This is a genomic window from Sphingomonas sp., from assembly GCF_035910975.1.
In the GTDB taxonomy this organism is placed as follows: Bacteria; Pseudomonadota; Alphaproteobacteria; order Sphingomonadales; family Sphingomonadaceae; genus Sphingomonas.
This window is the reverse complement of sequence record NZ_JAMHWM010000020.1, coordinates 58,500-84,041: the sequence shown is the minus strand read 5'-3', so window position 1 is coordinate 84,041 and position 25,542 is coordinate 58,500. Positions and strand designations below refer to the sequence as shown.

23 protein-coding genes are annotated in these 25,542 nt (G+C 67.1%); 22 read left to right on the top strand and 1 reads right to left on the bottom strand.

Features of this window, described 5'->3' with window-relative positions:
- The first annotated feature begins 7 nt into the window (after positions 1–7).
- From tssF to tssH, 3 genes are read left to right on the top strand one after another with little or no spacing between them, the layout of a single operon-like run.
- Positions 8–1,876: a type VI secretion system baseplate subunit TssF gene (tssF, locus tag VYI76_RS03800; RefSeq protein ID WP_326523445.1), complete on the top strand. Its 1,869-nt coding sequence runs from the start codon at positions 8–10 to the stop codon at positions 1,874–1,876.
- Complete coding sequence (gene tssG / locus VYI76_RS03795) at positions 1,840–2,880, top strand: type VI secretion system baseplate subunit TssG (RefSeq protein ID WP_326523444.1); 1,041 nt, start codon at positions 1,840–1,842, stop codon at positions 2,878–2,880. The genes tssF and tssG overlap by 37 nt, the downstream gene beginning before the upstream one ends.
- Positions 2,877–5,663 carry a type VI secretion system ATPase TssH gene (gene tssH, locus VYI76_RS03790; RefSeq protein WP_326523443.1) on the top strand — a complete coding sequence of 929 codons (2,787 nt, stop codon included), beginning with the start codon at positions 2,877–2,879 and terminating at the stop codon, positions 5,661–5,663. Before tssG ends, tssH begins: the two co-directional genes overlap by 4 nt.
- Before the next feature lie 94 nt (positions 5,664–5,757).
- On the opposite strand, the gene VYI76_RS03785 is transcribed toward tssH, so the two are convergent.
- Positions 5,758–7,152 carry a helix-turn-helix domain-containing protein gene (locus tag VYI76_RS03785; protein WP_326523442.1) on the bottom strand — a complete coding sequence of 465 codons (1,395 nt, stop codon included), beginning with the start codon at positions 7,150–7,152 and terminating at the stop codon, positions 5,758–5,760.
- A gap of 94 nt (positions 7,153–7,246) precedes the next feature.
- On the opposite strand from VYI76_RS03785, the gene VYI76_RS03780 reads away from it, so the two are divergent.
- The 19 genes from VYI76_RS03780 to VYI76_RS03690 all read left to right on the top strand — a co-directional run bounded on the left by VYI76_RS03780 (position 7,247) and on the right by VYI76_RS03690 (position 25,541).
- A complete protein-coding gene (locus VYI76_RS03780; protein WP_326523441.1) occupies positions 7,247–8,773 on the top strand; it encodes an acyl-CoA carboxylase subunit beta in 1,527 nt (508 codons plus the stop codon).
- A complete protein-coding gene (locus VYI76_RS03775) occupies positions 8,770–9,033 on the top strand; it encodes a hypothetical protein (RefSeq protein ID WP_326523440.1) in 264 nt (87 codons plus the stop codon). The genes VYI76_RS03780 and VYI76_RS03775 overlap by 4 nt, the downstream gene beginning before the upstream one ends.
- Positions 9,030–9,446 (top strand): methylmalonyl-CoA epimerase, encoded by a 417-nt coding sequence (gene mce, locus VYI76_RS03770; protein WP_326523439.1) that lies wholly within the window; start codon positions 9,030–9,032, stop codon positions 9,444–9,446. The genes VYI76_RS03775 and mce overlap by 4 nt, the downstream gene beginning before the upstream one ends.
- Before the next feature lie 149 nt (positions 9,447–9,595).
- Positions 9,596–11,725 carry a methylmalonyl-CoA mutase gene (gene scpA / locus VYI76_RS03765; protein ID WP_326523438.1) on the top strand — a complete coding sequence of 710 codons (2,130 nt, stop codon included), beginning with the start codon at positions 9,596–9,598 and terminating at the stop codon, positions 11,723–11,725.
- Positions 11,722–12,222, top strand: a complete 501-nt coding sequence (locus VYI76_RS03760) for a hypothetical protein (RefSeq protein WP_326523437.1) — start codon at positions 11,722–11,724, stop codon at positions 12,220–12,222. Before scpA ends, VYI76_RS03760 begins: the two co-directional genes overlap by 4 nt.
- A gap of 5 nt (positions 12,223–12,227) precedes the next feature.
- Positions 12,228–12,584, top strand: coding sequence for a hypothetical protein (locus VYI76_RS03755; RefSeq protein ID WP_326523436.1), 357 nt, complete (start codon positions 12,228–12,230; stop codon positions 12,582–12,584).
- Positions 12,581–13,570 carry a biotin synthase BioB gene (gene bioB / locus VYI76_RS03750; RefSeq protein WP_326523435.1) on the top strand — a complete coding sequence of 330 codons (990 nt, stop codon included), beginning with the start codon at positions 12,581–12,583 and terminating at the stop codon, positions 13,568–13,570. The genes VYI76_RS03755 and bioB overlap by 4 nt, the downstream gene beginning before the upstream one ends.
- A 209-nt stretch (positions 13,571–13,779) precedes the next feature.
- A complete protein-coding gene (locus VYI76_RS03745; RefSeq protein WP_326523434.1) occupies positions 13,780–15,816 on the top strand; it encodes an acetyl/propionyl/methylcrotonyl-CoA carboxylase subunit alpha in 2,037 nt (678 codons plus the stop codon).
- 74 nt (positions 15,817–15,890) lie between these two features.
- Positions 15,891–17,387, top strand: a complete 1,497-nt coding sequence (locus VYI76_RS03740; protein WP_326523433.1) for a CoA-acylating methylmalonate-semialdehyde dehydrogenase — start codon at positions 15,891–15,893, stop codon at positions 17,385–17,387.
- Entirely contained in the window at positions 17,387–17,791 is a 405-nt protein-coding gene (locus tag VYI76_RS03735) for a hypothetical protein (protein WP_326523432.1), read from the top strand. Before VYI76_RS03740 ends, VYI76_RS03735 begins: the two co-directional genes overlap by 1 nt.
- A complete protein-coding gene (locus tag VYI76_RS03730; protein ID WP_326523431.1) occupies positions 17,781–18,182 on the top strand; it encodes a RidA family protein in 402 nt (133 codons plus the stop codon). Before VYI76_RS03735 ends, VYI76_RS03730 begins: the two co-directional genes overlap by 11 nt.
- A complete protein-coding gene (locus tag VYI76_RS03725) occupies positions 18,179–18,724 on the top strand; it encodes a hypothetical protein (protein WP_326523430.1) in 546 nt (181 codons plus the stop codon). The genes VYI76_RS03730 and VYI76_RS03725 overlap by 4 nt, the downstream gene beginning before the upstream one ends.
- A gap of 14 nt (positions 18,725–18,738) precedes the next feature.
- Entirely contained in the window at positions 18,739–19,884 is a 1,146-nt protein-coding gene (locus VYI76_RS03720) for an acyl-CoA dehydrogenase family protein (protein WP_326523518.1), read from the top strand.
- Complete coding sequence (locus tag VYI76_RS03715) at positions 19,881–21,563, top strand: PHA/PHB synthase family protein (RefSeq protein ID WP_326523429.1); 1,683 nt, start codon at positions 19,881–19,883, stop codon at positions 21,561–21,563. Before VYI76_RS03720 ends, VYI76_RS03715 begins: the two co-directional genes overlap by 4 nt.
- A complete protein-coding gene (locus tag VYI76_RS03710) occupies positions 21,560–22,582 on the top strand; it encodes an enoyl-CoA hydratase/isomerase family protein (RefSeq protein WP_326523428.1) in 1,023 nt (340 codons plus the stop codon). Before VYI76_RS03715 ends, VYI76_RS03710 begins: the two co-directional genes overlap by 4 nt.
- A complete protein-coding gene (locus tag VYI76_RS03705; RefSeq protein ID WP_326523427.1) occupies positions 22,579–23,355 on the top strand; it encodes an enoyl-CoA hydratase in 777 nt (258 codons plus the stop codon). Before VYI76_RS03710 ends, VYI76_RS03705 begins: the two co-directional genes overlap by 4 nt.
- 2 nt (positions 23,356–23,357) lie before the next feature.
- Positions 23,358–23,621 carry a hypothetical protein gene (locus tag VYI76_RS03700; protein ID WP_326523426.1) on the top strand — a complete coding sequence of 88 codons (264 nt, stop codon included), beginning with the start codon at positions 23,358–23,360 and terminating at the stop codon, positions 23,619–23,621.
- Entirely contained in the window at positions 23,622–24,509 is an 888-nt protein-coding gene (gene mmsB, locus VYI76_RS03695; protein ID WP_326523425.1) for a 3-hydroxyisobutyrate dehydrogenase, read from the top strand.
- A 96-nt stretch (positions 24,510–24,605) separates the two neighbouring features.
- Positions 24,606–25,541 (top strand): right-handed parallel beta-helix repeat-containing protein, encoded by a 936-nt coding sequence (locus VYI76_RS03690; protein WP_326523517.1) that lies wholly within the window; start codon positions 24,606–24,608, stop codon positions 25,539–25,541.
- The last annotated feature ends 1 nt before the right edge of the window (position 25,542 follow it).

The following is a 25,542-nucleotide window of genomic DNA, read 5'->3' as shown; positions in this document are numbered from 1 at the left end:
GGAGCCCATGGACCCGCGCCTGCTGCAGTTCTACAACGACGAACTCGCCTATCTGCGCGAGAGCGCGCGCGAGTTCGGCGAGGAGCATGAGGCGGTCGCCGGCCGGCTGGGCCTCAAGACGCCGACCGATCCCGATCCCTATGTCGAACGGCTGTTGGAGGGCGTGGCGTATCTGAGCGCGCGCGTGCAGTTGAAGCTGGCCGACCAGTTCCCCGATTTCACCGAACATCTGCTCCACGCGATCCAGCCGCATTATCTGGCGCCGACGCCGTCGATCTGCATCGCCGGGTTCGATCCCAAGGAGGGCGATCCCGTCCTGCTGAAGGGGCATGACGTGCCGCGCGGTACCGAACTGACAGCGACCGCCGCCGACCATGACAATGCGCCGGTCACCTTCCGCACCGGTCATGCCGTCACCCTGTGGCCTTTGAAGGTCGTGGAGGCGGAGTATCTTTCGTCGCGCGCCGCCGTCGCCCCCTATGCCGCCAGCGCCGACGTGCGCGCCGAAGCCGGGCTGCGCCTGCGGTTCGAGGCGACGCCGGGCACCGACCTTGCCAAGGTGCTGCCAAAGAGCCTGCCGATCTACCTCGCCGGGGCGGAGGCGGTTCCGGGCGAGCTCTATCGCCAGCTGGTCGGCGAAACGCTGGCGGTGATCGGGCGTGACGCCAAATCGGCGGCGGGTGCGGGCGGCTGGGCGAAGCTGCCGCTGCCCGAACCGCGCGGCTTCGACGACGACGAGGCGCTGTTACCCGCTGAGGAACGGTCGTTCCGCGGCTATCGGCTGCTGACCGAATATTTCGCCTGCCCCGAGCGCTTCCTGTTCGTCGATGTTAAGGGGCTGGACCGTGCGTTCAAGGCGTCGCCGTCGGGCCAGTGCGATGTCGTGCTGCTGTTTGGCCGTTCGTCACCGGTGCTGGCCGGCGCCCTCGACCCCAGCAATTTCCGCCTTTTCGCGACGCCGGCGATCAACCTGTTCGAAAAGCAGCTCGGCCGCGTCCAGATCGCGCCGCACACGCATGAATATCATGTCGTACCCGATCGCACGAAGCCGCTCGATTTCGAGGTGTTCCGCCTGACCGGCGTCCAGGCCTTCGCGCGCGACAATGTCGATGCGCGCACCGTCGCCCCGCTCTACGCGTTCGGCGCGCTGCTGTACGACTGGCGCGAGGCGTTGTTCTATACCAGCCGGCTGCGTCCCCGCCGCCTGTCCACCCGCGAACAGCGGCTGCGGCGGCGCGGCGAATATACCGGCACCGACACATGGATCAGCCTGACGGCGCCCGGCGACGCCACGCGGCTCGACGATATCCACGAACTTGCCGTCAAGGCGCTCGTCACTAACCGCGAACTGCCCGAACTGCTCAGCTTTCGCGGCGACCGGCATTTCGCCGTCAGCGGCGTGCCCGCGCGGTCGGTGACGGTCCTGCGCGCGCCGACCCGGCCGCGTCCGCCGCTCGCGCTGGGCGAGGCGGCGTGGCGGGTGATCGGCCATCTGACGCCCAACTACATGACGATCGCGCCGGAGGATCACGACGATCCGTCGGTGCTGCGCGATCACTTGGCGCTGTACGGGCGGCAGGACGACGCGACGTTGCGGCGCCAGATCGACGGCGTGCTGTCCATCCGCTCGTCCAAGGTCGCTCGGCGGGTGCCGGGGCATGACCGGATGGCGATCGCGCGCGGCCACCGCATCCGCATCAAGCTGGACGACGCCGCGTTCGATCGCGCGCGGATGTTCCTGTTCAGCGCGGTGCTCGATCGTTTCCTGGCCGAATTCGCCAGCATCAATTCATTCACGGAAACCATCTTCGAAAGCCCCGACGAAGGCATGTTTGCGCAATGGCCCCCCCGGATCGGCCGCCGGCACACCATCTGACCTTCCTCGACAGTGCCGCCGGGGACGTGCGGCGCTGGGGGATGTTTCCGCTCGTCCGCGGGGCGGAGGCGCGCGCGCCCGGCCTGCCGCGCGTCGGACGGTCGCGGCGGCCCACGCAGAACGTCGTCGATCTGGCGCAGGATCCGGCGCTGCATTTCCCGGCTCCGACCCTGAGCGCGGTGGAACGCCGCCACGGGCGGGCCGAGGTGACCGGATACTGGTTTGGCCTGCTCGGGCCGATGGGGCCGATGCCGATCCATCTGTCCGAATTCGCGACTTATGAACGGCGCTACGCCAAGGTGCGGCCGTTCGGGCGCTGGCTCGACGTGCTGGCGGGGCGGATGCTCCAGCTATTCTATCGCGCCTGGGGCGATACCCAGCCGGCGGTGCAGGCCGACCGGCCCGACGACGATCGCTTCGCGCGCTATCTGGGTGCTTTGAGCGGCGCGGCGGAAGGGGTGGCCGGTGACAGCGTTTTCCCGGAACGCGCGCGGCTGCACTACGCCGCGCTGTTCGCGTCGCGGCGCAGCGCGGTGGCGATCGAGGATGCGCTGTGCCACCTGCTGCGCCAGCCGGTGCGCGTGCTGGAATATCAGCCACGCTGGCGCGACATCGCGCCAGAGGATCAGAGCCGGCTGGGCCGGGGTTTCTCGACGCTGGGCAGCGACATGCTGGCGGGCAAGCGCGTACTGACGGCATCCGATGCTTTCCGCATCGTGATCCGCGCCAATTCGATCGCGGAATATGAAGCGCTGCTGCCCAACGGCACGCGCTTCGCGATCGTGTCGGAAGCGCTCGACGCTTTCGCGCCGTCCCACCTCGAATGGGATATCGCCATCGAGCTGGATTCGGCGCATGCTCGCCCGGTGAAGCTCGACGGCCGCAGTCGACTGGGCTGGACGGGCTGGATGAAGCCCGATCCCCAGGGCGGGCTGCGCAGGGATACGCATCTTACGCGCCGGATGAAGCCGGCCAAACGGACCAAGGGGGAAACGACAGCATGACCGAGATCAGCCGCAGTGCCCTGTTCGGGCGCCTCAATCCCACCGGCCTTAAGGCGATCGAGACTGCCACCGGCTTCTGCAAGATGCGCGGAAACCCCTATGTCGAGCTGGTCCACTGGCTGCACATCCTGATTCAGGATGCCCAGAACGATCTCGCCTCGATCCGCACCGCGTTCGGCATCGACGATACCAAGCTTGCCAAGGACGTCGTCGCCGCGCTCGACGCGCTGCCGCGCGGCGCGACCGCCATCTCCGACTTTTCGCCGCAGATCGAGGAAACGATCGAGAAGGGCTGGCTCTATGCCTCTCTGCAATTCGGCGCGGCGCGGGTGCGCACCGGCCATCTGCTGTTCGGGATGCTGCGCACGCCGAACCTGAAGAACGCGCTGTTCGCGATAAGCGGGGAGTGGCGCAAGGTATCGGTCGACAAGCTCGCGTCGGACTTCGCGGTCGCCACCAAGAACTCGACCGAGCAGACCCAGGTCGATGCCGGTCCGGCGGCGGTCGGCGGGGCAGGGGGCGGCGAAGGCGGCGACGCCATGCCGCAATCGGGCGACAGCGCGCTCGCGAAATTCTCGATCGACCTGACGGCGAAGGCGAAGGCCGGCGAAATCGACGTCATCATCGGCCGCGACGCCGAAATCCGCCAGTGCGTCGATATCCTGCTGCGTCGTCGCCAGAACAACCCGATCCTGGTCGGCGAGGCCGGCGTCGGCAAGACCGCGGTGGTCGAGGGCTTCGCGCGGCGGATCGCCGACGGCGACGTGCCGCCGGCATTGCAGGGCGTGTCGCTGCATTCGCTCGACATCGGCCTGATGCAGGCGGGCGCGAGCGTGAAGGGCGAGTTCGAGAAGCGGCTGCGCGCGGTGATCGACGAGGTGGAAAGCTCGCCCAAGCCGATCATCCTGTTCATCGACGAGGCGCATACGCTGATCGGCGCGGGCGGCCAGGCGGGGACGGGCGACGCCGCCAACCTGCTGAAGCCGGCGCTGGCCCGAGGGCGGCTGCGTACGATCGCGGCCACGACCTACGCCGAATATCGCCAGTATTTTGAGAAGGACCCGGCGCTCACCCGCCGGTTCCAGACCGTCGACGTGCCCGAGCCGGAGACGCCCAAGGCGATCGCGATGATCCGTTCGGTCGCGCCGATGATGGAGAAGCACCACAATATCGTCGTGCTCGACGAGGCGGTGGCGTCCTCGGTTGTGTTGTCGCAACGCTACGTCCCCGCGCGCCAGCTGCCGGACAAGGCAGTCAGCCTGCTCGACACCGCCTGCGCGCGTGTTGCGGTATCTCAGCATGCGACCCCGGCGCAGGTCGAGGATCGCAAGCGCCGCGTCGAACTGCTGGAGGTCGAGCGCGAGATCGTCGAGCGCGAGAAGGGCGGCCAGTACCGCAACGACGACCGGCTGGAGAAGATCGACGAGGAACTCGCCGAGGCGCGGGCCGAATTCGACGCGATCACCGTCAAATGGGATGCCGAGAAGGCAGCGCTCGCAAGGGTGGTCGAGGCGCGCGACGCGCTGCGCGCCGAAGGCGCCGATGAGGTCGCGGGCAAGGCCGCGCTGGATGACGCCATCGCCGGCATGCGCGAGGCGCAGGGCGACGCCCCGATGGTGTTCGGCGTGGTCGATCAGGATGCTGTCGCCGCCGTCGTCGGCGACTGGACCGGCATCCCGATCGGCCGCATGGTCAAGGACGAGATCCAGAGCGTCCTCAAGATCGCCGACGAACTGAAGAAGCGCGTGATCGGCCAGGATCATGCGATGGATGCGATCGCCAAGCGCATCCAGACCAGCCGCGCCAAGCTGGACAACCCCAACAAGCCGGTCGGCGTGTTCATGCTGTGCGGCCCCTCGGGCGTCGGCAAGACCGAGACCGCGCATGTGCTCAGCGAACTGCTGTTCAGCGGCGACGAATCGATGATCGTCATCAACATGAGCGAGTTCCAGGAGGCGCATACCGTATCGACGCTGAAGGGCGCGCCGGCCGGCTATGTCGGTTACGGCCAGGGTGGCGTGCTGACGGAAGCGGTGCGGCGGCGGCCCTATTCGGTGGTGCTGCTCGACGAGGTCGAGAAGGCGCACCCGGACGTCCACGAGATGTTCTTCCAGGTGTTCGACAAGGGATTCATGAACGACAGCGAAGGGCGGTTCATCGATTTCAAGAACACGCTGATCCTGCTCACCTCGAACGCCGGCACCGACCTGGTCATGAGCCTGACCGAGGATGAGGAGATGGCGCCGGATTCGGAAGCGCTGGCGACCGCGCTGCGCCCCGAACTGCTCAAGGTGTTCCCGCCCGCGCTGCTCGGCCGCCTGCTGGTGCTGCCCTATTATCCGCTCAGCCCCAAGATGCTCGACGGCATCGTCCGCATCCAGCTCAACCGCATCAAGAAGCGCATCCAGGAGAACCACAAGATCGCGTTCAACTTCGGCCAGGACGTGGTCGACATGATCGTATCGCGCTGCAACGAGGTGGCGTCGGGCGGGCGCATGATCGACGCGATCCTGACCAACACGATGCTGCCCGAAATGTCGATCGCGTTGCTGGAGCGGCAGATGTCGGGCGAGGAGATCGCCGGCATCCATGTCGGCACGGACGGCAACGGCTTCACCTATGAATTCCAGGCGAAGGGCGAGGCGCCGGTGATCGCAACGGTGGCGGATGAGCCGGCAGCGGCGTCTGCGGTGGAGGATACGCCGTCAGGGGACGAACCCAGTGCTGAGGCCCCGGCGGACGAGGCCGCCGAGCCTGCGCCGGAACCGCAGCAGCCGGCGTAGCCTCTCGCGGCCGCTGCCGCGTAGGCGGGAGCCCAAGCGGCGCGGGCGTTGGCCTTTGTAACCCTGGCCCCCCGCCTGCGCGGGCGTGCGGTCGCTACCCGAACCCGTATGGCACCACCGCGCGCACGTCGGGATCGATCGCCAGTTCGGTCCCCGCCGGCGGAAACGCGCGCTGGTCGCAGTCGGGGCGCGGGCAGATGCGGCACGACATGCCGATCGGGGTCGGCCCCTGCGCGGACAGGCCATCGGCGTAGATGAAGTCGGCGGCATCGGCCTCTTCGCAGCCCAGTGCCACGGCATAGCGGCGCGGCGGGCGGGCGTAGCTGCCCGACGGCTTCACCAGCCCCTTCGCCATCGAGACGTAGCGGGTGCCGTCGGGCATCTCCGCGCGCTGGACAAGGATGCGGTCGGGGATCGCCACCGCTTCATGCACGACCCACAGCGGGCAGGCGCCGCCGAAGCGGGCGAATTGCAGGCGGGTGGCCGAATGGCGCTTGGTGATGTTGCCGGCCATATCGACGCGCAGGAAGAACAGCGGGATGCCAGCGGCACCCGGCCGCTGGAGCGTCGAGAGGCGGTGACAGGCTTGTTCGAAGCTGACCCCGAACCCCTGGCGCAGCCGGTCGATATCATGGCGCGTCGCGTGCGCGGCGGCGCGAAAGCGCGTGTAGGGCATGGTCAGCGCCCCGGCGGCATAATTCGCCAGCCCGATTTCCAGCAGCCGGCGCGAGGCGTCGTGGCGCAGGCCGGCGTCGGCGATCGTCCTGGCGATCGGCTCGGGCATTTCCAGCCGCACGAGCTGGTGGGCGAGCAGGAAGCCGGTGCTTTCGGGCGGCAGCGCGGCATCCAGGCGCAGGCGTCGCTTCGCCGGATCGAATGCGCGCAACTCGCCGCCCCCGGTATCGACCATCTCTACCATCACGTCATGCGCGTCGGCCAGCCGCGCCGCGAGAGCCGCGATGCCCGGCCCGATCGCGTCCGCCATCGCCTCCGCCGCACGGTCTAGCGCGTCGATATAGTTGCCCTCCGCATGGAACCAGTCGCGCACCTCCTCCCACGGCAGGCGCGCGACATCGCCGGATCGCGCATCCAGTCCGTCGTCGAGGATGCGCAACTGCTCCTGGCTGCGGCGCCACGCATCGTGCGTCGCGACCAGCCGTCGGGCGAGGTGCGGTTGCTGCTCGACCGCGCGGCGCATCGCGTCATCGGGCACCGGAGCGGCGATGCTGGGGTCGGCGGCGGCGGCGGCGGCGGCGACGATCAACGGCTCGTCGGCCCCGGCGACGCCGCCCCAGTCGTCGGGATAGGCGCGAGCCAGCGCGAGCAACACGGGCGCCGTCAGCGGCCTGTCATTGCTCTCGATCTGCGAAAGATAGGGCACCGAGATGCCGAGCGCTGCGGCCAGCGCCGGCTGGCTGACGCCGATCTTCGCCCGCAGTGCGCGGACCTCGGTTCCCGCGAACAGGCGGCGTTTGCTGGTCAATGTCATCGCTCTTATTTGCAAACATGATCGTGTGAACTTTGCAACATTGCATTTGCGTCGGCCCGCGCGTCTTGAAAGAGCGTTGAACGAAGGAGCGTCCATGTCGTCGACCATCGAGGAACTCGAACGCCGCCGCACCGCCGCCCGCCTGGGGGGTGGTGAGAAGCGGATCGAGGCGCAGCACGCCAAGGGCAAGCTCACCGCGCGAGAGCGGATCGAGGTGCTGCTCGATCACGGATCGTTCGAGGAACTCGACATGTACGTCGAGCATAATTGCGTCGATTTCGGCATGGAGGCGCAGAAGGTACCCGGCGACGGCGTCGTCACCGGCAGCGGCACGATCAACGGTCGCCTTGTCTTCGTGTTCAGCCAGGATTTCACCGTATTCGGCGGCTCCTTGAGCGAACGCCATGCCGAGAAGATCTGCAAGATCATGGACATGGCGATGAAGGTCGGTGCGCCCGTGATCGGCCTGAACGATTCGGGCGGCGCGCGCATCCAGGAGGGGGTCGCCTCGCTTGGCGGCTATGCCGAGGTATTCCAGCGCAATGTGCTGGCGTCGGGCGTCGTGCCGCAACTATCGCTCATCATGGGTCCATGCGCGGGCGGTGCCGTGTATAGCCCCGCGATGACGGACTTCATCTTCATGGTGAAGGATTCGTCCTACATGTTCGTCACCGGCCCGGATGTAGTGAAGACCGTTACCAACGAGATCGTCACGCAGGAGGAACTGGGCGGCGCCGTGACGCATACCACGAAGTCGGGGGTCGCCGACGTGGCCTTCGACAATGATATCGAGGCGCTGCTCGCGGCCCGCGACTTCGTGGATTTCCTGCCCGCCTCGAACCGCGAGGCGCCGCCGACGCGGCCGAGCGACGACCCGTGGGACCGCACGATCGACAGCCTCGACACGCTGATCCCCGCGAGCGCCAACCAGCCGTACGACATGCACGAGCTGATCCGGAAGGTGGTGGACGAAGGCGATTTCTTCGAGGTGCAGCCGGCGCACGCCGCCAACATCATCTGCGGCTTCGGGCGGATCGAGGGGCACACGGTGGGCTTCGTCGCCAACCAGCCGATGGTGCTTGCCGGCGTGCTCGACATCGCATCGTCGAAGAAAGCGGCGCGCTTCGTCCGCTTCTGCGACGCGTTCGAGATCCCGATCGTGACCTTCGTCGACGTGCCCGGCTTCCTCCCCGGCGTGGCGCAGGAATATAACGGCATCATCAAGCACGGCGCGAAACTGCTGTTCGCCTATGCCGAGGCGACGGTGCCCAAGCTGACCGTCATCACCCGCAAGGCCTATGGCGGCGCGTATGACGTCATGGCGTCGAAGCATTTGCGCGGCGACCTCAACTACGCCTGGCCGACCGCCGAGATCGCGGTGATGGGCGCCAAGGGCGCGGTGGAGATCATCTTCCGCGGCCGCACGCCTGAAGAGATCGCCGAGCGGACGGCGGAATATGAGGCGCGCTTCGCCAACCCCTTCGTCGCGGCGAGCAAGGGGTTCATCGACGAGGTCATCATGCCGCACTCCACCCGGCGGCGGATCGCGCTGGGGCTAAGGAAGCTGCGGGGGAAGCAGCTGGAGAACCCGTGGAAGAAGCACGATAATATTCCGTTGTGAGTATTGATTTTGGGATAGTTTTGGCTGGCTGTGTTGCTGCGTTGGCGTTGATGACCGTGTCGATATATTTGCGTGCTCGCGAAGCGGAAAAGACTGGCGAGCTAAAATATCGGGTAAGCGGTGTCGTTCGCGAGCACATTATTCGGCGAGCGGATGACCCTGCTCGTTTCGCGCTTGAGTTGAAAATTCTAAGAGCTGTGCCCTGGATGGGGTTTTCTCTGCTGGCTGTGACAATAGCGATGATGGGCTTTTTTTCATGATCCTCGGTCGCCTCAACCACATCGGCGTCGCGACGCCGTCGATCGGCGACAGCGTCGCCTTCTACCGCGATGTGATGGGCGCGGAGGTGATCCATGCGCCGTTCGACCTGCCGGCGCAGGGGGTGCGGGTGTGTTTCGTCGATACGCCCAATACTCAGATCGAGCTGATCGAGCCGCTCGGCGAGGACTCGCCGATCGCGGCGTTCCTGGCGAAGAACCCGGCCGGGGGGCAGCATCACCTCTGCTACGAAGTGCCCGATATCGAGGAAGCGCTGGCGTGGTTCGAGGCGAAGGGGGCGAAGGTGCTGGGCAAGCCCCGCATCGGCGCGCACGGGACGCCGATCTTCTTCGTGCACCCGAAGGACATGGGCGGTGTGCTGACCGAGATCATGGAGAGCCCACGTGAGCATTGAGCTTCACTCCCTCTCCCCTTGTGGGAGAGGGAAGGGGCCCGCCGGCGTAGCCGGTGGGAAGGGTGAGGGGGACTTTGCCTCGCTCACTCCCCCTCACCCTTCCGCCGACTGCGTCGGCTCCCTCCCTCTCCCACAAGGGGAGAGGGACCTTGGCTGACATCACCGACTGGCAATCCGCCGCCGCCAAGGAGGTGAAAGGCCGCGACCTGACCTGGCACACGCCGGAAGGAATCGCGGTCAAGCCCCTGTATACGGCCGAGGATGCGCCCGCCGATCCTGGCCTGCCGGGCTTCGCGCCGTTCACGCGCGGCGTCCGCGCCTCGATGTATGCCGGGCGTCCGTGGACGATCCGCCAATACGCGGGCTTCTCGACCGCCGAGGAATCGAACGCCTTCTACCGCCGCAACCTCGCCGCAGGGCAGAAGGGGCTGTCGGTCGCCTTCGACCTCGCCACCCACCGTGGCTACGACAGCGACCACCCCCGCGTCGTCGGCGATGTCGGCAAGGCGGGGGTCGCGATCGACAGCGTCGAGGACATGAAGATCCTGTTCGACGGCATCCCGCTTGGTGAGATGTCGGTCTCAATGACGATGAACGGGGCGGTGATCCCGATCCTCGCCTTCTTCATCGTCGCGGGCGAAGAGCAGGGGGTGCCGGTCGAGAAGCTCGACGGGACGATCCAGAACGACATCCTCAAGGAGTTCATGGTCCGCAACACCTATATCTACCCGCCCGAGCCGAGCATGCGGATCATCTCGGACATCTTCGCATATACCTCTGCCAACATGCCGAAATTCAACAGTATTTCGATCTCCGGCTATCATATGCAGGAAGCCGGTGCGACGCAGGTTCAGGAACTGGCCTTCACCATCGCCGACGGCATGGAATATGTGAAATACGGCGTCGCCAGCGGCCTAGACATCGACAAATTCGCCGGGCGGCTCAGCTTCTTCTTCGCGATCGGCATGAACTTCTTCATGGAAGTCGCGAAGCTGCGCGCGGCGCGGGTGCTGTGGCACCGGGTGATGACCCAGCTCGGCGCGCAGGACGAACGCAGCAAGATGTTGCGCACCCATTGCCAGACTTCGGGTGTCAGCTTGCAGGAGCAGGACCCGTACAACAACGTCGTCCGCACCACGATCGAGGCGATGGCGGCGATGCTGGGCGGCACGCAGAGCCTGCATACCAACGCGCTCGACGAGGCGATCGCGCTGCCGACCGATTTCTCCGCCCGGATCGCGCGCAACACGCAATTGGTGATCCAGGAAGAGACCGGGATGACGAAGGTCGTCGATCCTCTCGGCGGCTCATATTACGTCGAAGCTCTCACCAGTGAACTCGTTGAAAAGGCGTGGGAGATCGTCGAGCGGGTAGAGGCCGAGGGCGGCATGGCGAAAGCGGTCGCCGCCGGCTGGCCCAAGGCGATGATCGAGGAAGCCGCCGCCGCCAAGCAGGCGCGTGTCGATCGCGGCGAGGACGTCATCGTCGGCGTCAACAAATACCGTCCCGCGCAGGATGACGAGATCGAGATCCTCGCGATCGACAACCACGCCGTCCGTGAGGGCCAGATCGCCCGGTTGAGGCGCATCCGGGAGACCCGCGACGAGGCGGCGTGCCAGGCGGCGCTGGGGGCGTTGCGCGAGGCTGCGTCGGGGCGGGACAATCTGCTCGCCCTCGCGGTCACCGCCGCGCGTGCGCGCGCCACGCTGGGCGAGATCAGCGCCGCGATGGAGGCGGGTTTCGGCCGGCACGAGACCGTCCCAACGCCGGTCAAGGGCGTCTACGCGGGGGCTTTCGAAAATGACCCGCGCTGGACCCGTCTGGAGGACGGCGTCGCCGCCACCGAGCGCCGGCTGGGCCGCAAGCCCCGCATGCTCGTCGCCAAGATGGGGCAGGACGGCCATGATCGCGGCGCCAATCTGGTCAGCAGCATGTTCGGCGACCTGGGGTTCGAGGTCGTGCCGGGTCCGCTGTTCCAGACGCCCGGCGAGGCCGCGAAGCTGGCGATCGCCGAGAATGTCGACGTTGTCGGCGCGTCCAGCCTCGCGGCCGGCCACCTGACGCTGATCCCCGAACTGATCGGTCATCTGAAGGATGCGGGGCGCGGCGACATCAAGGTCGTTGCGGGCGGCGTCATTCCGCAGCAGGATTACCAGGCCCTGCGCGACGCCGGCGTGCAGGGGATTTTCGGGCCGGGCACGAACCTGATTTCCGCGGCGGAAGAGGTGCTGAGGCTGCTCGGCCACAATTGGGCTCCGGCGGAGGAGGCTGCCGAATGAACACCATGCTGATGCTTGCCGCCGTGCTCGCGGCACCCGCTGCCCTCTCGACCGAAACGCCGTCCGCGCCTCTCGCGCCGGTGCCCGTCGCCGAGGCGCTCGACGAGTTCGCCGCCGTCTGTCTTGCCACCTATCCGCGCGCCAGCCGCTTCCGTGCTGCCGTGTCGCGCTCGAACGCGGGCTATGCCGACAGCGGCGACGGCAAGCTGTGGCATAGCAGGCGCGCCGCGGTGCGTTTCGATACGGCGCGCGGCGGCATTTGTGAGTTCGACGCGCTGCTCGCCGAAGCGTCTGATCCCGGCGTGATCGCCGGCATGGTGGAGGGGCGCGTCGCGCGCGCGCTCAACGCCGTGCCGTCGCGCCGCCAGCAGGGCCGCACGATCGTGTGGGAATGGCGCGACGAGGGCGCGCCGGTCCGCGTCGTCTATGATTTCGGGTCAGCGCTGAAGCCCAACCAGCTCGCGCTGTCGATCCGCCGCCCGGCGGTGGGGGCGTAAGCGCGATGGTCGAAGACAATACCTCCGGCGACGTGACGCCCGTGGCGTTCGCGCGCGCCTATGACTGGTTCAAGCATATGACCGGGATCGCGCTGATCTCGATCGGCGGCGTGTTCGCCTTCCTCGACGGCGATGGCGTGAAGCTCGATCCGAAGCGGGCGGTGATCGTCATCGCCTTCCTCGGCCTGTCGGGCGTGACCAGCCTGTTGATGTCCTCGTCGCTGGCCGGGCTGGAAACGAAGCCGGTGGAGCAGGGCAAGCTCGCCCGCCGAGTGAAGATCGGGCAGGCGACCGTGACGATGTCGCTGTCGATCGGCCTCGGCGCGTTCATCCAGACCTTTCTTTCGGCGATGTTCCCATGACCCGTACCGACTGGACCCGTGACGAGATCGCGGCGCTGTTCGACATGCCCTTCACCTCGCTGGTTTTCCGCGCGGCCGAGGTTCACCGCGCGCACCACGCGGCGGACGAGGTGCAGTTGTCGACCCTGCTCAGCATCAAGACCGGCGGCTGCCCGGAAGACTGTGGCTATTGCAACCAGTCGGTCCATGCCGAAACGGGCCTGAAGGCGACGAAGCTGATGGACGTGCAGGGCGTGCTCCAGGCCGCCGCGCAGGCGAAGGACCATGGCTCGACGCGCTTCTGCATGGGCGCGGCGTGGCGCAACCCCAAGGACCGCGACATGGATGCGATCGTCCAGATGGTCGAGGGCGTGCGCGGCATGGGGCTGGAGACGTGCATGACTTTGGGCATGCTCACCCCCGCGCAGGCCGATCGGCTGGGGCGGGCGGGGCTCGATTACTACAATCACAATATCGATACCTCGCCGGAGCGCTATGGCGATGTCATCTCTACCCGGACATTCGGCGAGCGGCTCGACACGCTGGAGAATGTGCGGTCGGCCGGGATCAACGTGTGCTGCGGCGGGATCGTCGGGATGGGCGAGACGCGCGCGGACCGCGTCGGCTTCATCCATGCGCTGGCGACCCTGCCGGAGCATCCCGGAAGCGTCCCGATCAACGCGCTGGTGCCGGTGAAGGGCACGGTGCTGGGCGACATGCTGGCCGACACCCCGCTGGCGAAGATCGACGATATCGAGTTCGTCCGTACCGTGGCCGTCGCGCGGATCACGATGCCGGAGAGCATGGTGCGGCTGTCGGCGGGGCGCGAGAGCATGGGCGAGGCGACGCAGGCCTTGTGCTTCCTGGCCGGCGCGAACTCGATCTTCACCGGCGACAAGCTGCTGACCACCGGCAACGCGGGCGACGACGCGGATGCGGCGCTGTTCGCGAAGCTGGGCGTGCGGCCGATGGCGGCCGAGTGCCGGGTGGCGGAGGCGGCGGAGTGAAACCCTGGCGCTATCAAGTCATGCGTTTGATAGTCGGGCTTGGTCTGCTCGGCCTCTTGATTTTTCCCACGTACCTTCTCGTCGGCAATCTAGGCTCGTTTATGCCAGTGAGCTTGGCCCTGGGGATTGGCCTTATCGCTTTGCTCTGCGGAGTAATGTTCGGCTCAGGGATCATCGTTGAGAAACTCAGCAAGCGTTAGGGTTTGTAGATGTTCAAGAAAATCCTGGTCGCCAATCGCGGCGAGATCGCGTGTCGGGTGTTCCGCACCGCGAAGCGGATGGGGATCGCGACGGTCGCGGTCTATTCGGATGCCGATGCGCGATCCCCCCACGTCTTGATGGCTGACGAGGCGGTGCGGCTGGGGCCGGCGGCGGCGGCGGAGAGCTATCTCAAGGCGGAGTTGATCCTGGAGGCGGCGCGGACGACCGGAGCCGACTGCATCCATCCCGGTTATGGCTTCCTGTCCGAGCGCGAGAGTTTCGCGCGGGCGTGTGCCGACGCCGGCATCGCCTTCGTCGGGCCACCGCCGAACGCCATCGCGGCGATGGGCGACAAGATCGAATCGAAGAAGCTGGCCAAGGACGCGGGCGTCAACGTCGTCCCCGGCTATCTGGGCGAGATCGCCGACACCGACGAGGCGGTGCGCATCGCGTCCGACATCGGCTATCCGGTGATGATGAAGGCGTCGGCCGGCGGCGGCGGCAAGGGGATGCGGCTGGCGTGGTCCGAACAGGACGTGCGCGAGGGCTTCGAGGCGACCAAGCGCGAGGGGCTGGCATCGTTCGGCGACGACCGCGTGTTCATCGAGAAGTTCATCGAAAGCCCGCGCCACATCGAGATCCAGGTGCTGGGCGACCAGCACGGCACCATCGTCTACCTCGGCGAGCGCGAATGCTCGATCCAGCGCCGCCACCAGAAGGTGGTCGAGGAAGCGCCGTCGCCGTTCGTCTCGCCTGAGATGCGCCGCAAGATGGGCGAGCAGGCCGTCGCGCTGGCGCGGGCGGTGGGATATTATTCTGCGGGCACGGTCGAACTGATCGTGTCGGGCGCTGACACGACGGGGGACGGCTTCTATTTCCTCGAAATGAACACCCGCCTGCAGGTCGAGCATCCGGTGACCGAGGCGATTACCGGCATCGATCTGGTCGAGCAGATGATCCGTGTCGCGGCCGGCGAGCCGCTGGCGTTCGGGCAGGATGATGTGACGCTGAACGGCTGGGCGATCGAGAACCGCGTCTATGCCGAGGACCCGTATCGCGGCTTCCTGCCCTCGACCGGGCGGCTGGTGACGTACCGCCCGCCGGCCGCGGTCGATACGCCCTATGGCGCGATTTCGACAGGCGATGCGGGATATGTCCGCGTCGATGACGGCGTGCGCGAAGGCGGCGAAGTCAGCATGTTCTACGATCCGATGATCGCCAAGCTGGTGACATGGGCGCCGACGCGCGAGGAGGCCGCCGACGCCCAGATCGCCGCGCTCGACGCGTTCCGGATAGAGGGGATCGGGCACAACATCGATTTCCTGTCGGCGATCATGCAGCATCCGCGCTTCCGATCGGGCGAACTGACGACCGGCTTCATCGCGGAGGAATATCCTGACGGGTTCGCCGGCGCGCAGACGTCGCCCGAACTGCTCAGGCGACTGGCGGCGATCGCGACGGTGCTCGATCTCGATCGCGCGGCCCGCGCCGCCGACGTGTCCGGCCAGCTCGGCGGGCACGTGCACGGTACGACGGAACGGGTGGTGACGATCGGCGGCGAGCGGTTCGATATCATCGTCGATGGCTATGACGGCGGCCTTCTGGTCAATTTCGATCCCGAAGAACCGCCGCTCGACGTGCGGCATCGCTATCTGCCGGGCGCGCCGCTGGCGACGGGGATGATCGACGACGCGCCGTTCCACGTCGGCGTCAGGCGCAGCCGCGCGGGCTGGACGCTTACCGCGCATGGCGCGAGTCATGCCGTGCAAGTTTACCCGCCGCACATCGCCGCACTCGCCCGGCACATGATCGAGAAGGTGCCGCCCGACACCTCCAAGCTGCTGCTCGCGCCGATGCCGGGCCTGCTCACGCGGATCGACGTGGGTGTCGGCGACGCGGTCGAGGCTGGGCAGCCGATCGCGGTGATGGAGGCGATGAAGATGGAAAACATCCTGCGCGCGGAGAAGTCTGGCACGGTCAAGGCGGTCAACTTCGCCGCCGGTGACAGCCTGGTGGTGGACGCCGCGATCGTCGAGTTCGCGTGAACGCAAGGTTGCGCGCGCGTGTAATTTAATTACAAGTCTCGCGACGGCGGACTCGCAGCCGACGGGAGAGTGATATGCGTGATATCGACCATGTGATCGTCGGCGGCCCGGCGGCCGCATCCACGCGCCACGGCGACGTCTATGACCCGAACACCGGCCAGATCCAGGCCCGCGTCGGACTGGGCGGCGCGGTCGATCTGGAACGCGCGGTGGCGGCGGCGCGGGCAGCGCAGCCTGGCTGGGCGGCGACCAATCCGCAGCGCCGCGCGCGGGTGATGTTCCGGTTCAAGGAACTGGTCGAGGCGAACATGGACGCGCTCGCCCACCTGCTGTCGAGCGAGCACGGCAAGGTGATCGCCGATTCAAAGGGCGACATCCAGCGCGGGCTGGAGGTGATCGAGTTCGCCTGCGGCATTCCGCACGTGCTGAAGGGCGAATATACGCAGGGGGCGGGGCCGGGGATCGACGTCTATTCGATGCGCCAGCCGGTCGGGATCGGTGCCGGGATCACCCCGTTCAACTTCCCCGCGATGATCCCGATGTGGATGTTCGGGGTGGCGATCGCCTGCGGCAACGCCTTCATCCTGAAGCCCAGCGAGCGCGATCCGTCGGTGCCGGTGCGGCTGGCCGAACTGATGGCCGAGGCGGGACTGCCCGACGGAATCCTTCAGGTCGTCCACGGCGACAAGGAAATGGTCGACGCGATCCTCGATCATCCCGCCATCGCCGCGGTCAGCTTCGTCGGGTCGTCCGATATCGCGCACTATGTCTACCAGCGCGGCGTCGCGGCGGGCAAGCGTGTGCAGGCGATGGGCGGGGCCAAGAACCACGGCATCGTGATGCCGGATGCCGATCTGGACCAGGTGGTCGCCGACCTGTCGGGCGCGGCGTTCGGCTCGGCCGGCGAACGCTGCATGGCGCTGCCGGTGGTGGTGCCGGTCGGTGACAGGACGGCCGACGCGCTGCGCGAGAAGCTGATCCCTGCGATCGAGGCGCTGCGGGTCGGGGTGAGCACCGATGCCGAGGCGCATTACGGCCCGGTCGTCAACGCGGCGCACAAGGCGCGCGTCGAACAGTGGATCCAGACCGGGGTGGACGAGGGCGCTGAACTGGTTGTCGATGGACGCGGTTTCCAGTTGCAGGGCCATGAAGAGGGTTTCTTCATCGGACCCAGCCTGTTCGATCGCGTGACGCCGCAGATGCGGTCGTATCAGGAGGAAATCTTCGGCCCCGTCCTCCAGATCGTCCGCGCGCCCGATTTCGAGGCGGCTCTGCGCCTACCGAGCGAGCACCAATATGGCAACGGCGTCGCGATCTTCACCCGCAACGGCCATGCCGCGCGCGAATTCGCAGCGCGGGTCGAGGTGGGCATGGTCGGCATCAACGTGCCGATCCCGGTCCCGGTCGCCTATCACAGCTTCGGCGGCTGGAAGCGCAGCGCGTTCGGCGACACCAACCAGCACGGCATGGAGGGCGTCAAGTTCTGGACCAAGGTCAAGACCATCACCCAGCGCTGGCCCGACGGCGGTTCCACCGGCGACAGCGCGTTCATCATCCCGACGATGGGGTGATGACGCGCGCGTCCGACCTGACCGGCTTCTGGAGCGGCGAATATTGGTATGATATCGCCGGGGAACCGCGCGTGCCGTTCCTCGCCAATCTCGACGATCAGGCGGGCGCGCTGACCGGTTCGATCAGCGAGCCCAACACGATCACCGACGCGTCCGACCGCCTGACCGCCTTCGTTCGCGGGCAGCGGATCGGCAGCGAGGTCGAATTCGCCAAGGTGTATGACGGGGCGTCGGATGCCGCGCACCGCGTGGACTATCTGGGGATAGTGGCCGATGATGGCGCGGCGATTTCCGGGCGCTGGATGCTCGACGGTTTGATCGGGGGGTTCAGCATGACTCGCGAGATCGCTGTGGGCGACGAGGTCGAGGAGCAGCAGCAGGTGGTTATGCATCATGAGGGATGATCGGCAACGCGCGTCGTCGGGCTCGCCTTTCGAAGCGACGATCGGTTTTTCGCGGGCGGTGCGTATCGATAATCGTATTCTCGTGTCGGGCACCGCACCGGTGGAAGACGACGGCGCATCCACCACGGGCGACGCCGAGGCGCAGGCGGAGCGATGCCTGGCGGTGATCGTTCGTGCCATCGAGCAGCTGGGCGGATCGGCGGAGGATGTGGTGCGGACGCGATTGTATCTGGTCGATCCGGGCGATGCCGACGGGGTCGGGCGCGCACACGGGCGCTGGTTCGGCGACGTGCGGCCGGCGTCCACGATGGTGGTCGTCGCGGGCCTGCTGCGCCCGGAATGGCGCGTCGAGATCGAGGCAGAGGCAGAGGTCGACGCGGCTGCGCAATGATGCTTACGCTTCTCTTGTCTGCGGGCCTTCAGGTGGAAACGCCGAAGACGGTCAATGGCGCGGAACTCGGGAGCATCGCCGAGTTTCAGGATCATGGTGCTGCCCGCATCTGTCTGCAGACTGCGGCGATCGATCTGATCGAAGGCGAAACGGCGGTTCTGCAATATGCCGGTATCCATGCCGCGACTTTGCGGATCACCAGCAAGCGCGGCATCCTCGATATTCGTCACGGGGACGCATGGGCTCGGCCCAGAGGAATGCGGCAGATCGTATCTCGACGTGATGGGCAGACCATCCGGCGCCAGGAGACGGATGGCGCCGTTGGTTATGTACTCTATGCGGTGACCGAATACTCGCGTCGCAAGCAGGTGCCCGTGCTGATGATCGGCGGCTCGGCGCTGCGCGGTTTACGGGACGACCTGGCGATTCTCGCGCGGATCGACGTATCGACGCGGGAGCCGGCGCTTTGTGATCGAACTTACACCTATGGCTGGGACATGGTGCTCGGCGAGGAGCCCGTTTCCAGGAAGGCGCGCCAATGACAAATCAGTTCGACCTGACCCCTCAATTTGATCTTACTGGCGACCAGCGCGAGATTCAGGAACTCGCGCGGCGCTTCACCGCCGATCGCATCACGCCTTTCGCGGCTGAGTGGGACGAGAAGCACCAATATCCCGTCGACGTGTGGAAAGCGGCGGGCGAGCTTGGTTTCGGCGCGATCTACCTGAGCGAGGAGGATGGCGGGATCGGTCTCGGCCGGCTGGAAGCCGCGCTCATCATGGAAGCGATGGCCTATGGCTGCCCGGCGACCAGCGCCTATATCTCGATCCACAACATGGCGACGTGGATGATCGCGCGGTTCGGCGGGCAGGAACTGAAGGACCGGTTCCTGCCGCAACTGGTCGGTATGGAGAAGATCGCCAGCTATTGCCTGACCGAGCCGGGATCGGGATCGGACGCCGCCGCGCTGAAGGCGACTGCAAGGCGGGACGGCGATCATTATGTCCTGAACGGCACGAAACAGTTCATCTCCGGCGCCGGCTACAACGACCTGTACGTGTGCATGGTGCGTACTGGCGACGAAAAGGCACACGGCATCAGTTGCATCGTCGTCGAGAAGGACACGCCCGGCCTGTCGTTCGGCGCCCCGGAACGCAAGCTGGGCTGGAACGCGTCGCCGACCGCGCAAGTGATCTTCGAGGATTGCCGCGTGCCGGTGGAGAACCGCGTGGGCGCCGAGGGCGACGGTTTCCGTTTTGCTATGGCCGGGCTCGACGGCGGGCGGCTCAATATCGGCGCCTGTTCGCTGGGCGGCGCTCAGCGCTGCCTCGACGAGGCGGTCGCCTATACGAAGGAACGCCAGCAGTTCGGCCGCGCGGTGGCCGATTTCCAGAACACTCAGTTCACCCTCGCCGACATGGCGACCGATCTGGAGGCGGCGCGCGCGCTGCTCTACATGGCGGCGGCCAAGGTGACGGCGAACGCGCCCGACAAGACGAAGTTCGCCGCCATGGCGAAGCGACTGGCGACCGACAGTGGCTCCAGCATCGTCGATCGCGCGCTGCAGCTGCATGGCGGCTACGGCTATCTGATGGACTATCCGATCGAACGTTTCTGGCGTGACCTGCGCGTTCATTCGATCCTGGAGGGCACGAACCAGGTGATGCGGATGATTATCGGCCGGGAGCTGACGCGGCAGTGACCGACCCCTGGACCGATGCCGTGCGGGCGATGACCGATGCGATGCACCGGCCGCTCGGCGACGCGCCGACGCGGCCCTATGATCCGTTGGCGCTGTTCGAGACGATGGGGCGCTTTGCCGGCGGGCTGATGGCCGATCCGCAGCAGCTGCTCGCGGCGCAGGCGGAGGCGGCGCGAGAGTGGGGGAATTTCTGGGCGAACATCTGGTCGGAGCCGGCTGAACAGCCGAAGGATCGCCGCTTCGCCGCGCCCGAATGGCAGGACGATCCCTGGTATCGCGCGATCCGCGACGCCTATCTGCTCGCCTCGGCCCAGATGCGGCGCGTGGCGGCGCAGGCCGGCGGGGCTCCGGCCGACCGCGCGATGATCGCTTTCCTGCTCGACGGCTGGCTGAACGCGGTCGCGCCGACCAATTTCGCGATGACCAACCCCGCCGTGGTCGAACGCACGCTGGAGACCGGCGGTGCGAACCTGCTCGCCGGCTTCGCCAATCTGGTCGAGGACGTCGCGAGCGGGAAGGGCATCGTCCGTCGCCGCACCGATCCGGACGCCTTCGTGAAGGGCGAGACGATCGCCGCCACGTCGGGGCAGGTGGTGTGGCAGAACGACCTGTGCCAGTTGATCCAGTATACGCCGGCCACGGCCGACGTGGCGGCGGAGCCGCTGCTCTACGTGCCGCCGCTGGTCAATCGCTTCTACATGATCGACCTCCAGCCGAAATCGAGCCTCGTGAAATGGCTGGTCGAGCAAGGGCGGACGGTTTTCGTGATCTCCTGGGTCAACCCGACCGAGGCGCATCGTGCGAAGGGCGTCGAGGATTACGTCCTGTCGGGGATCATCGAGGCGATCGGCGTGGTCGCGACGCGCACCGGTCGCGCGCCCGACCTGTTCGCCTTCTGCCTGGGCGGCACGCTGAGCGCGATCGCGCTGGCGTGGCTGGCGGCGAAGGGGCGGGGCGGCGAGGTCAATTCGGCGACGCTGATCGGCTCGATGGTCGATTTCGCCGACATGCGCGACTGGTCCGCGTTCGTCCATGAAGCGCATCTGGCCGCGCTGGAGGGGCATCTCGAGCGGCAGGGATTCATCGATTCGACCGAACTGCAACAGCTGTTCGCGGCGATGCGGGCGAACGACCTGATCTGGTCGTCGGTGGTGAACCATTATCTGCTCGACAAGCCGGCACCGCCCAGCGATCTGCTCTACTGGTTCGAGGACGGCGCGAGGATTCCGGCGGCTTTCCTGAAATCCTACAATCGCGATCTGCTGCTGAACAACGCGCTGGCCGAGCCGGCCGGTTTTGCCGTCGCCGGCGATGCGATCGATCTCGCGAGCATCGCGACGCCGGTTCTGTCGATCGCGCTGAAGGATGATCACGTCTCCGCCTGGGAAGCGGTATATCGCGGCGCGCGGATGCTGGGTGCCGATTTCGTGCTCGGCGGATCCGGGCACAACGCCGGCGTTATCAACCCTCCCGCCGCCGGCAGACACGGCTTCTGGACGAATGACGCTATGCCCGCGACGGGGGCGGAATGGCTTGCCGGTGCCGGGAAGCACGAAGGCTCCTGGTGGCCGTGGTGGACCGACTGGCTCGACGCCCACGGGTCCGGCGAACGAGTGTCAGCGCGGCAGATCGACGACGGGCTGGAGCCCGCCCCCGGCAGTTACGCGAAGGCCGCATGACAGATACGATAGTCTCGCCACGCGTTGGCGCCGCCGGTTGTTTGCGCCTGAACCGTCCGAAGGCGCTGCATTCGCTCGACCTGGCGATGGTTCGGCGGATGACGCAGGTGTTGCTGGCGTGGCGGGACGATCCCGAGGTGCGGATCGTGCTGATCGACCATGCCGAGGGTCGTGGCTTCTGCGCGGGCGGTGACGTGGTGACGATCGCCAGGGCGCTGGAGGGGCATGAACAGGCGGCGCGGGCGTTCTTCTTCGAGGAATATCGGCTCAATCATTTGATGTACACGTTCCCGAAGCCGGGTGTGGCGTTCATGGACGGGGTGACGATGGGCGGCGGGGTCGGCATCGCGTGCCCGTGCCGTTACCGGGTGGCGACCGAGCGGACGGTCTTCGCGATGCCGGAGACGGCGATCGGCATCTTCCCCGACGTCGGCGGCGGGCGATACCTGTCGCGGCTGCGGGGGCGGGTGGCGCAGTATCTGGCGCTCACCTCGGCCCGTCTTTCGGGGGCGGACTGCAAGGCGCTGAGGCTGGCGACGCATTACCTGCCGTCCGATGCGCTTGACGAGGCGAAGGCGCGGATCGCGGCCGATCCGTTCCGGGTAGAGGCGATCCTGGATGAGCTGTCGGTCGCGGTGCCGGAGGCGCCGGTGATGGCGCGGTTGCCGCTGATCGACCGCTGCTTCGCCAGCGACGATCTCGGTACGATCCTCGCCTGCCTCGATGCGGAGGACGATGGCTGGGCGGCCGAGACCGCCGCCGCGATCCGCGCCAAATCGCCGACCGCCTGCGCGGTGTCGCTGCGCATGCTGGTCGAAAGCCCCAAGCAGCCGCATTTCGTCGACGAGATGCGGATGGAATATGCGTTGATGGTGCGGATGATCGCCTTCCCGGATTTCGCCGAAGGGGTGCGCGCGCTGCTGATCGACAAGACCGGCGATCCGGCGTGGCAGCCGCTCGCCGACACCGATTCCTTCTTCGAACCGCTTGCCCCCATCGATGCCTGGAGCCCGCTATGAGTGAGTATGAAACCCTGATCGTCGAGCGGCGCGATGCCGTGACGCTCGTCACGCTCAACCGCCCGCAGGCGCTGAACGCGCTCAACTCGACGGTGCTCGCCGAACTGATCGCGGTGCTGGAGGCGTTCGATGCCGACGAGACGCAGGGCTGCGCCGTGCTGACCGGCAGCGCGAAGGCGTTCGCGGCGGGTGCCGACATCAAGGAGATGCAGGCCAAGGGCTTCGCCGACATGTACGGCGGCAATTTCTTCGCCGGCTACGACCGGGTGACGGCGACGCGGAAACCCGTGATCGCGGCGGTCGCCGGCTATGCGCTGGGCGGCGGATGCGAGCTTGCCATGATGTGCGACTTCATCCTGGCCGCCGATACCGCGAAGTTCGGCCAGCCGGAGATCAAGCTGGGCGTATCCCCCGGCATGGGCGGTTCGCAGCGGCTGGCCCGCGCGGTCGGCAAGGCCAAGGCGATGGAGATGTGCCTGACCGGCCGGATGATGGACGCGGCGGAGGCGGAACGCGCCGGGTTGGTGTCGCGGATCGTTCCGGCCGCCGATCTGCTCGACGAGGCGCTGAAGACCGCCGCGACGATCGCCGGCATGGCGCCGCTGGCGGTCAAGGCGAACAAGGAAATGGTGAACGCGGCGTATGAAACGACGCTGCAGCAGGGCGTCGTTTTCGAACGCCGCTTGTTCCACGCGCTGTTCGGGACCGAGGACCAGAAGGAAGGCATGGCCGCGTTCGTCGAGAAGCGGCCGGGCAAGTGGACGGGCAGGTAGGAATGGAACTTCTGGTCCTGTTCGTGCCGCTGGCGATTGTCGGTGCGGTAATGGGCCGGTGGATGCGGTGGCATCCGCTCGTGATCGGCGGGGCGATCGGCGTGGTTCCGGGCATTTTGGGTCTGGTGGCGATGAGTGCGTTCGCAACGGATGGTGGCGCCATCCTGCTCTTTGCCGGCGGCGCCTATCTGATCGGGACAGCGGTTGCCGCGCTGGGGGCATTTTGCGGCTGGCTGCGACGCAAGCATATTGAAAGGATCGCATAAATGGCACGCATCGCCTTCATCGGGCTGGGCAACATGGGCGGCGGGATGGCCGCGAACCTGGCGAAGGCGGGGCATGACGTGCGCGCGTTCGACCTGTCGGCGGACGCACTGGAGCGCGCGGTGGCGGCCGGCTGCCTCGCGGCCGAAAGCGCCGCCGCCGCGTGCGACGGGGCGGAGGCCGTGGTCACGATGCTGCCGGCCGGCCGGCATGTCGAGGGGGTCTACACCGACGATGTGTTCGCCGCCGCGCCGCTCACCGCGACCCTGATCGACTGTTCGACGATCGACGTCGCCACCGCCCGGCGCGTGGGCGAGGCGGCGCAGGCCAAGGGCCTGGCGATGGTCGATGCACCCGTTTCCGGCGGGATCGGCGCGGCGAACGCCGGCACGCTGACCTTCATGGTCGGCGGATCGGCGGCGGCGTTCGATCGCGCCGAGCCGTTCCTGGCCGCCATGGGCAAGGCGGTAATCCATGCCGGGGCGAGCGGCAGCGGACAGGCGGCCAAGATCTGCAATAACATGCTGCTCGGCGCATCGATGATCGCCACCTGCGAGGCCCTGGTGCTGGCGCGGAAGCTGGGACTGGAGCCGCAGAAATTCTACGATATCGCCAGCGTATCGTCGGGGTCGTGCTGGTCGCTCAACACCTACGCCCCGCTGCCCGGCGTCGGGCCGCAGAGCCCGGCCGACAACGACTATCAGGGCGGGTTCGCCGCCGCGTTGATGCTCAAGGACCTGCGCCTCGCGATGGACGCCGCCGCCAGCGTCGATGCCGACACACCCATGGGCGCCCGCGCGGCCGAGCTCTACGAGGCTTTCGTCGCGGCGGACGACGGCAACCACGACTTCTCCGGCATCATCCGCAGCCTGGCCGGGGCGGCTTCGTAAACCTGCGGCGGGTCCGTCCCGTCGCGGTACGCAGCGGCGGTTAACCCTCTATCGCGCTTCCCGCCGTCGAGGGGACGCGGCATGCACGCGGCCATGATGCGCCCCATCCTTCTCGCCGCCACGACCCTCGCCATCGCCAGCCCGCTCGCCGCGCAGCAGGGCGGGTCGCCGTTCACCGTGCAGGAAACGGGCGAAGGCTTCGCGCGGCTCGACGATGCCGTCCAGTCGGTCCGCATGGGGCGCGGCACGATCCTGATCGCGCCCGGTACATATCGCGAATGTACCGTGCAGGCGGGCGGCGACATCGTCTTCAAGGCGGCGAAGCCCGGCAGCGTGGTGTTCGACGGCAGCCCGTGCGAAGGCAAGGCGATCTTCGTGCTGCGCGGCCGCAGCTCGACCGTCGATGGCATCATCTTTCGTGGCGTGCGCGTGCCCGACGGCAACGGTGCCGGCATCCGCACCGAGATGGGCGACCTGACCGTCGTCAACTCGATGTTCCTCGACAGCCAGGAAGGAATCCTCGGCGGCGAACCGCGCGGCCAGCGTATCACGATCGACAAATCGACCTTCGCTGGGCTTGGCCAGTGCGACGAAACGGTCGACTGCTCACACTCCATCTATCTGGCGAACCAGGGATCGGTCACGATCACCCGCAGTCGGTTCGAGCGTGGAACGGGCGGCCACTACGTCAAGCTGCGCGTGCCCAACGTCACGATCACCGACAACAGCTTCGACGACAGCGCGGGGCGCAAGACCAATTACATGATCGACCTGCCCGAAGGCGCGACGGGCCTGATCGCGGGCAACAGCTTCGTCCAGGGCAAGGACAAGGAGAACTGGTCGGGCTTCATCGTCGTCGCGGCGGAGGCGCGGAAATATCGCTCCGCCGGCCTGCGTGTCGAGGGCAACGACGCGCGCCTCGCGCCCGGCGTCACGCGATCGCCGGCGTTCGTCGCCGATCTGAGCGGCGAACGGTTGGCGGTCGGCGAGAACGCCCTCGGCGCCGGCGTGCGCAAGTTCGAGGTGCGATAGC

What these genes read in the sequence shown, in the direction of transcription:
- tssF (WP_326523445.1), top strand. Translation starts at nt 8, where the DNA reads ATGGACCCGCGCCTGCTGCAGTTCTACAACGACGAACTCGCCTATCTG.
- mce (WP_326523439.1), top strand. Translation starts at nt 9,030, where the DNA reads ATGATCCTCGGTCGCCTCAACCACATCGGCGTCGCGACGCCGTCGATC.
- bioB (WP_326523435.1), top strand. Translation starts at nt 12,581, where the DNA reads ATGACCCGTACCGACTGGACCCGTGACGAGATCGCGGCGCTGTTCGAC.
- VYI76_RS03755 (WP_326523436.1), top strand. Translation starts at nt 12,228, where the DNA reads ATGGTCGAAGACAATACCTCCGGCGACGTGACGCCCGTGGCGTTCGCG.
- tssH (WP_326523443.1), top strand. Translation starts at nt 2,877, where the DNA reads ATGACCGAGATCAGCCGCAGTGCCCTGTTCGGGCGCCTCAATCCCACC.
- VYI76_RS03700 (WP_326523426.1), top strand. Translation starts at nt 23,358, where the DNA reads ATGGAACTTCTGGTCCTGTTCGTGCCGCTGGCGATTGTCGGTGCGGTA.
- mmsB (WP_326523425.1), top strand. Translation starts at nt 23,622, where the DNA reads ATGGCACGCATCGCCTTCATCGGGCTGGGCAACATGGGCGGCGGGATG.
- VYI76_RS03730 (WP_326523431.1), top strand. Translation starts at nt 17,781, where the DNA reads ATGAGGGATGATCGGCAACGCGCGTCGTCGGGCTCGCCTTTCGAAGCG.
- VYI76_RS03745 (WP_326523434.1), top strand. Translation starts at nt 13,780, where the DNA reads ATGTTCAAGAAAATCCTGGTCGCCAATCGCGGCGAGATCGCGTGTCGG.
- VYI76_RS03760 (WP_326523437.1), top strand. Translation starts at nt 11,722, where the DNA reads ATGAACACCATGCTGATGCTTGCCGCCGTGCTCGCGGCACCCGCTGCC.
- VYI76_RS03690 (WP_326523517.1), top strand. Translation starts at nt 24,606, where the DNA reads ATGCGCCCCATCCTTCTCGCCGCCACGACCCTCGCCATCGCCAGCCCG.
- VYI76_RS03785 (WP_326523442.1), bottom strand. Translation starts at nt 7,152, where the DNA reads ATGACATTGACCAGCAAACGCCGCCTGTTCGCGGGAACCGAGGTCCGC.
- VYI76_RS03740 (WP_326523433.1), top strand. Translation starts at nt 15,891, where the DNA reads ATGCGTGATATCGACCATGTGATCGTCGGCGGCCCGGCGGCCGCATCC.
- VYI76_RS03705 (WP_326523427.1), top strand. Translation starts at nt 22,579, where the DNA reads ATGAGTGAGTATGAAACCCTGATCGTCGAGCGGCGCGATGCCGTGACG.
- tssG (WP_326523444.1), top strand. Translation starts at nt 1,840, where the DNA reads ATGGCCCCCCCGGATCGGCCGCCGGCACACCATCTGACCTTCCTCGAC.
- VYI76_RS03725 (WP_326523430.1), top strand. Translation starts at nt 18,179, where the DNA reads ATGATGCTTACGCTTCTCTTGTCTGCGGGCCTTCAGGTGGAAACGCCG.
- VYI76_RS03735 (WP_326523432.1), top strand. Translation starts at nt 17,387, where the DNA reads ATGACGCGCGCGTCCGACCTGACCGGCTTCTGGAGCGGCGAATATTGG.
- VYI76_RS03780 (WP_326523441.1), top strand. Translation starts at nt 7,247, where the DNA reads ATGTCGTCGACCATCGAGGAACTCGAACGCCGCCGCACCGCCGCCCGC.
- VYI76_RS03710 (WP_326523428.1), top strand. Translation starts at nt 21,560, where the DNA reads ATGACAGATACGATAGTCTCGCCACGCGTTGGCGCCGCCGGTTGTTTG.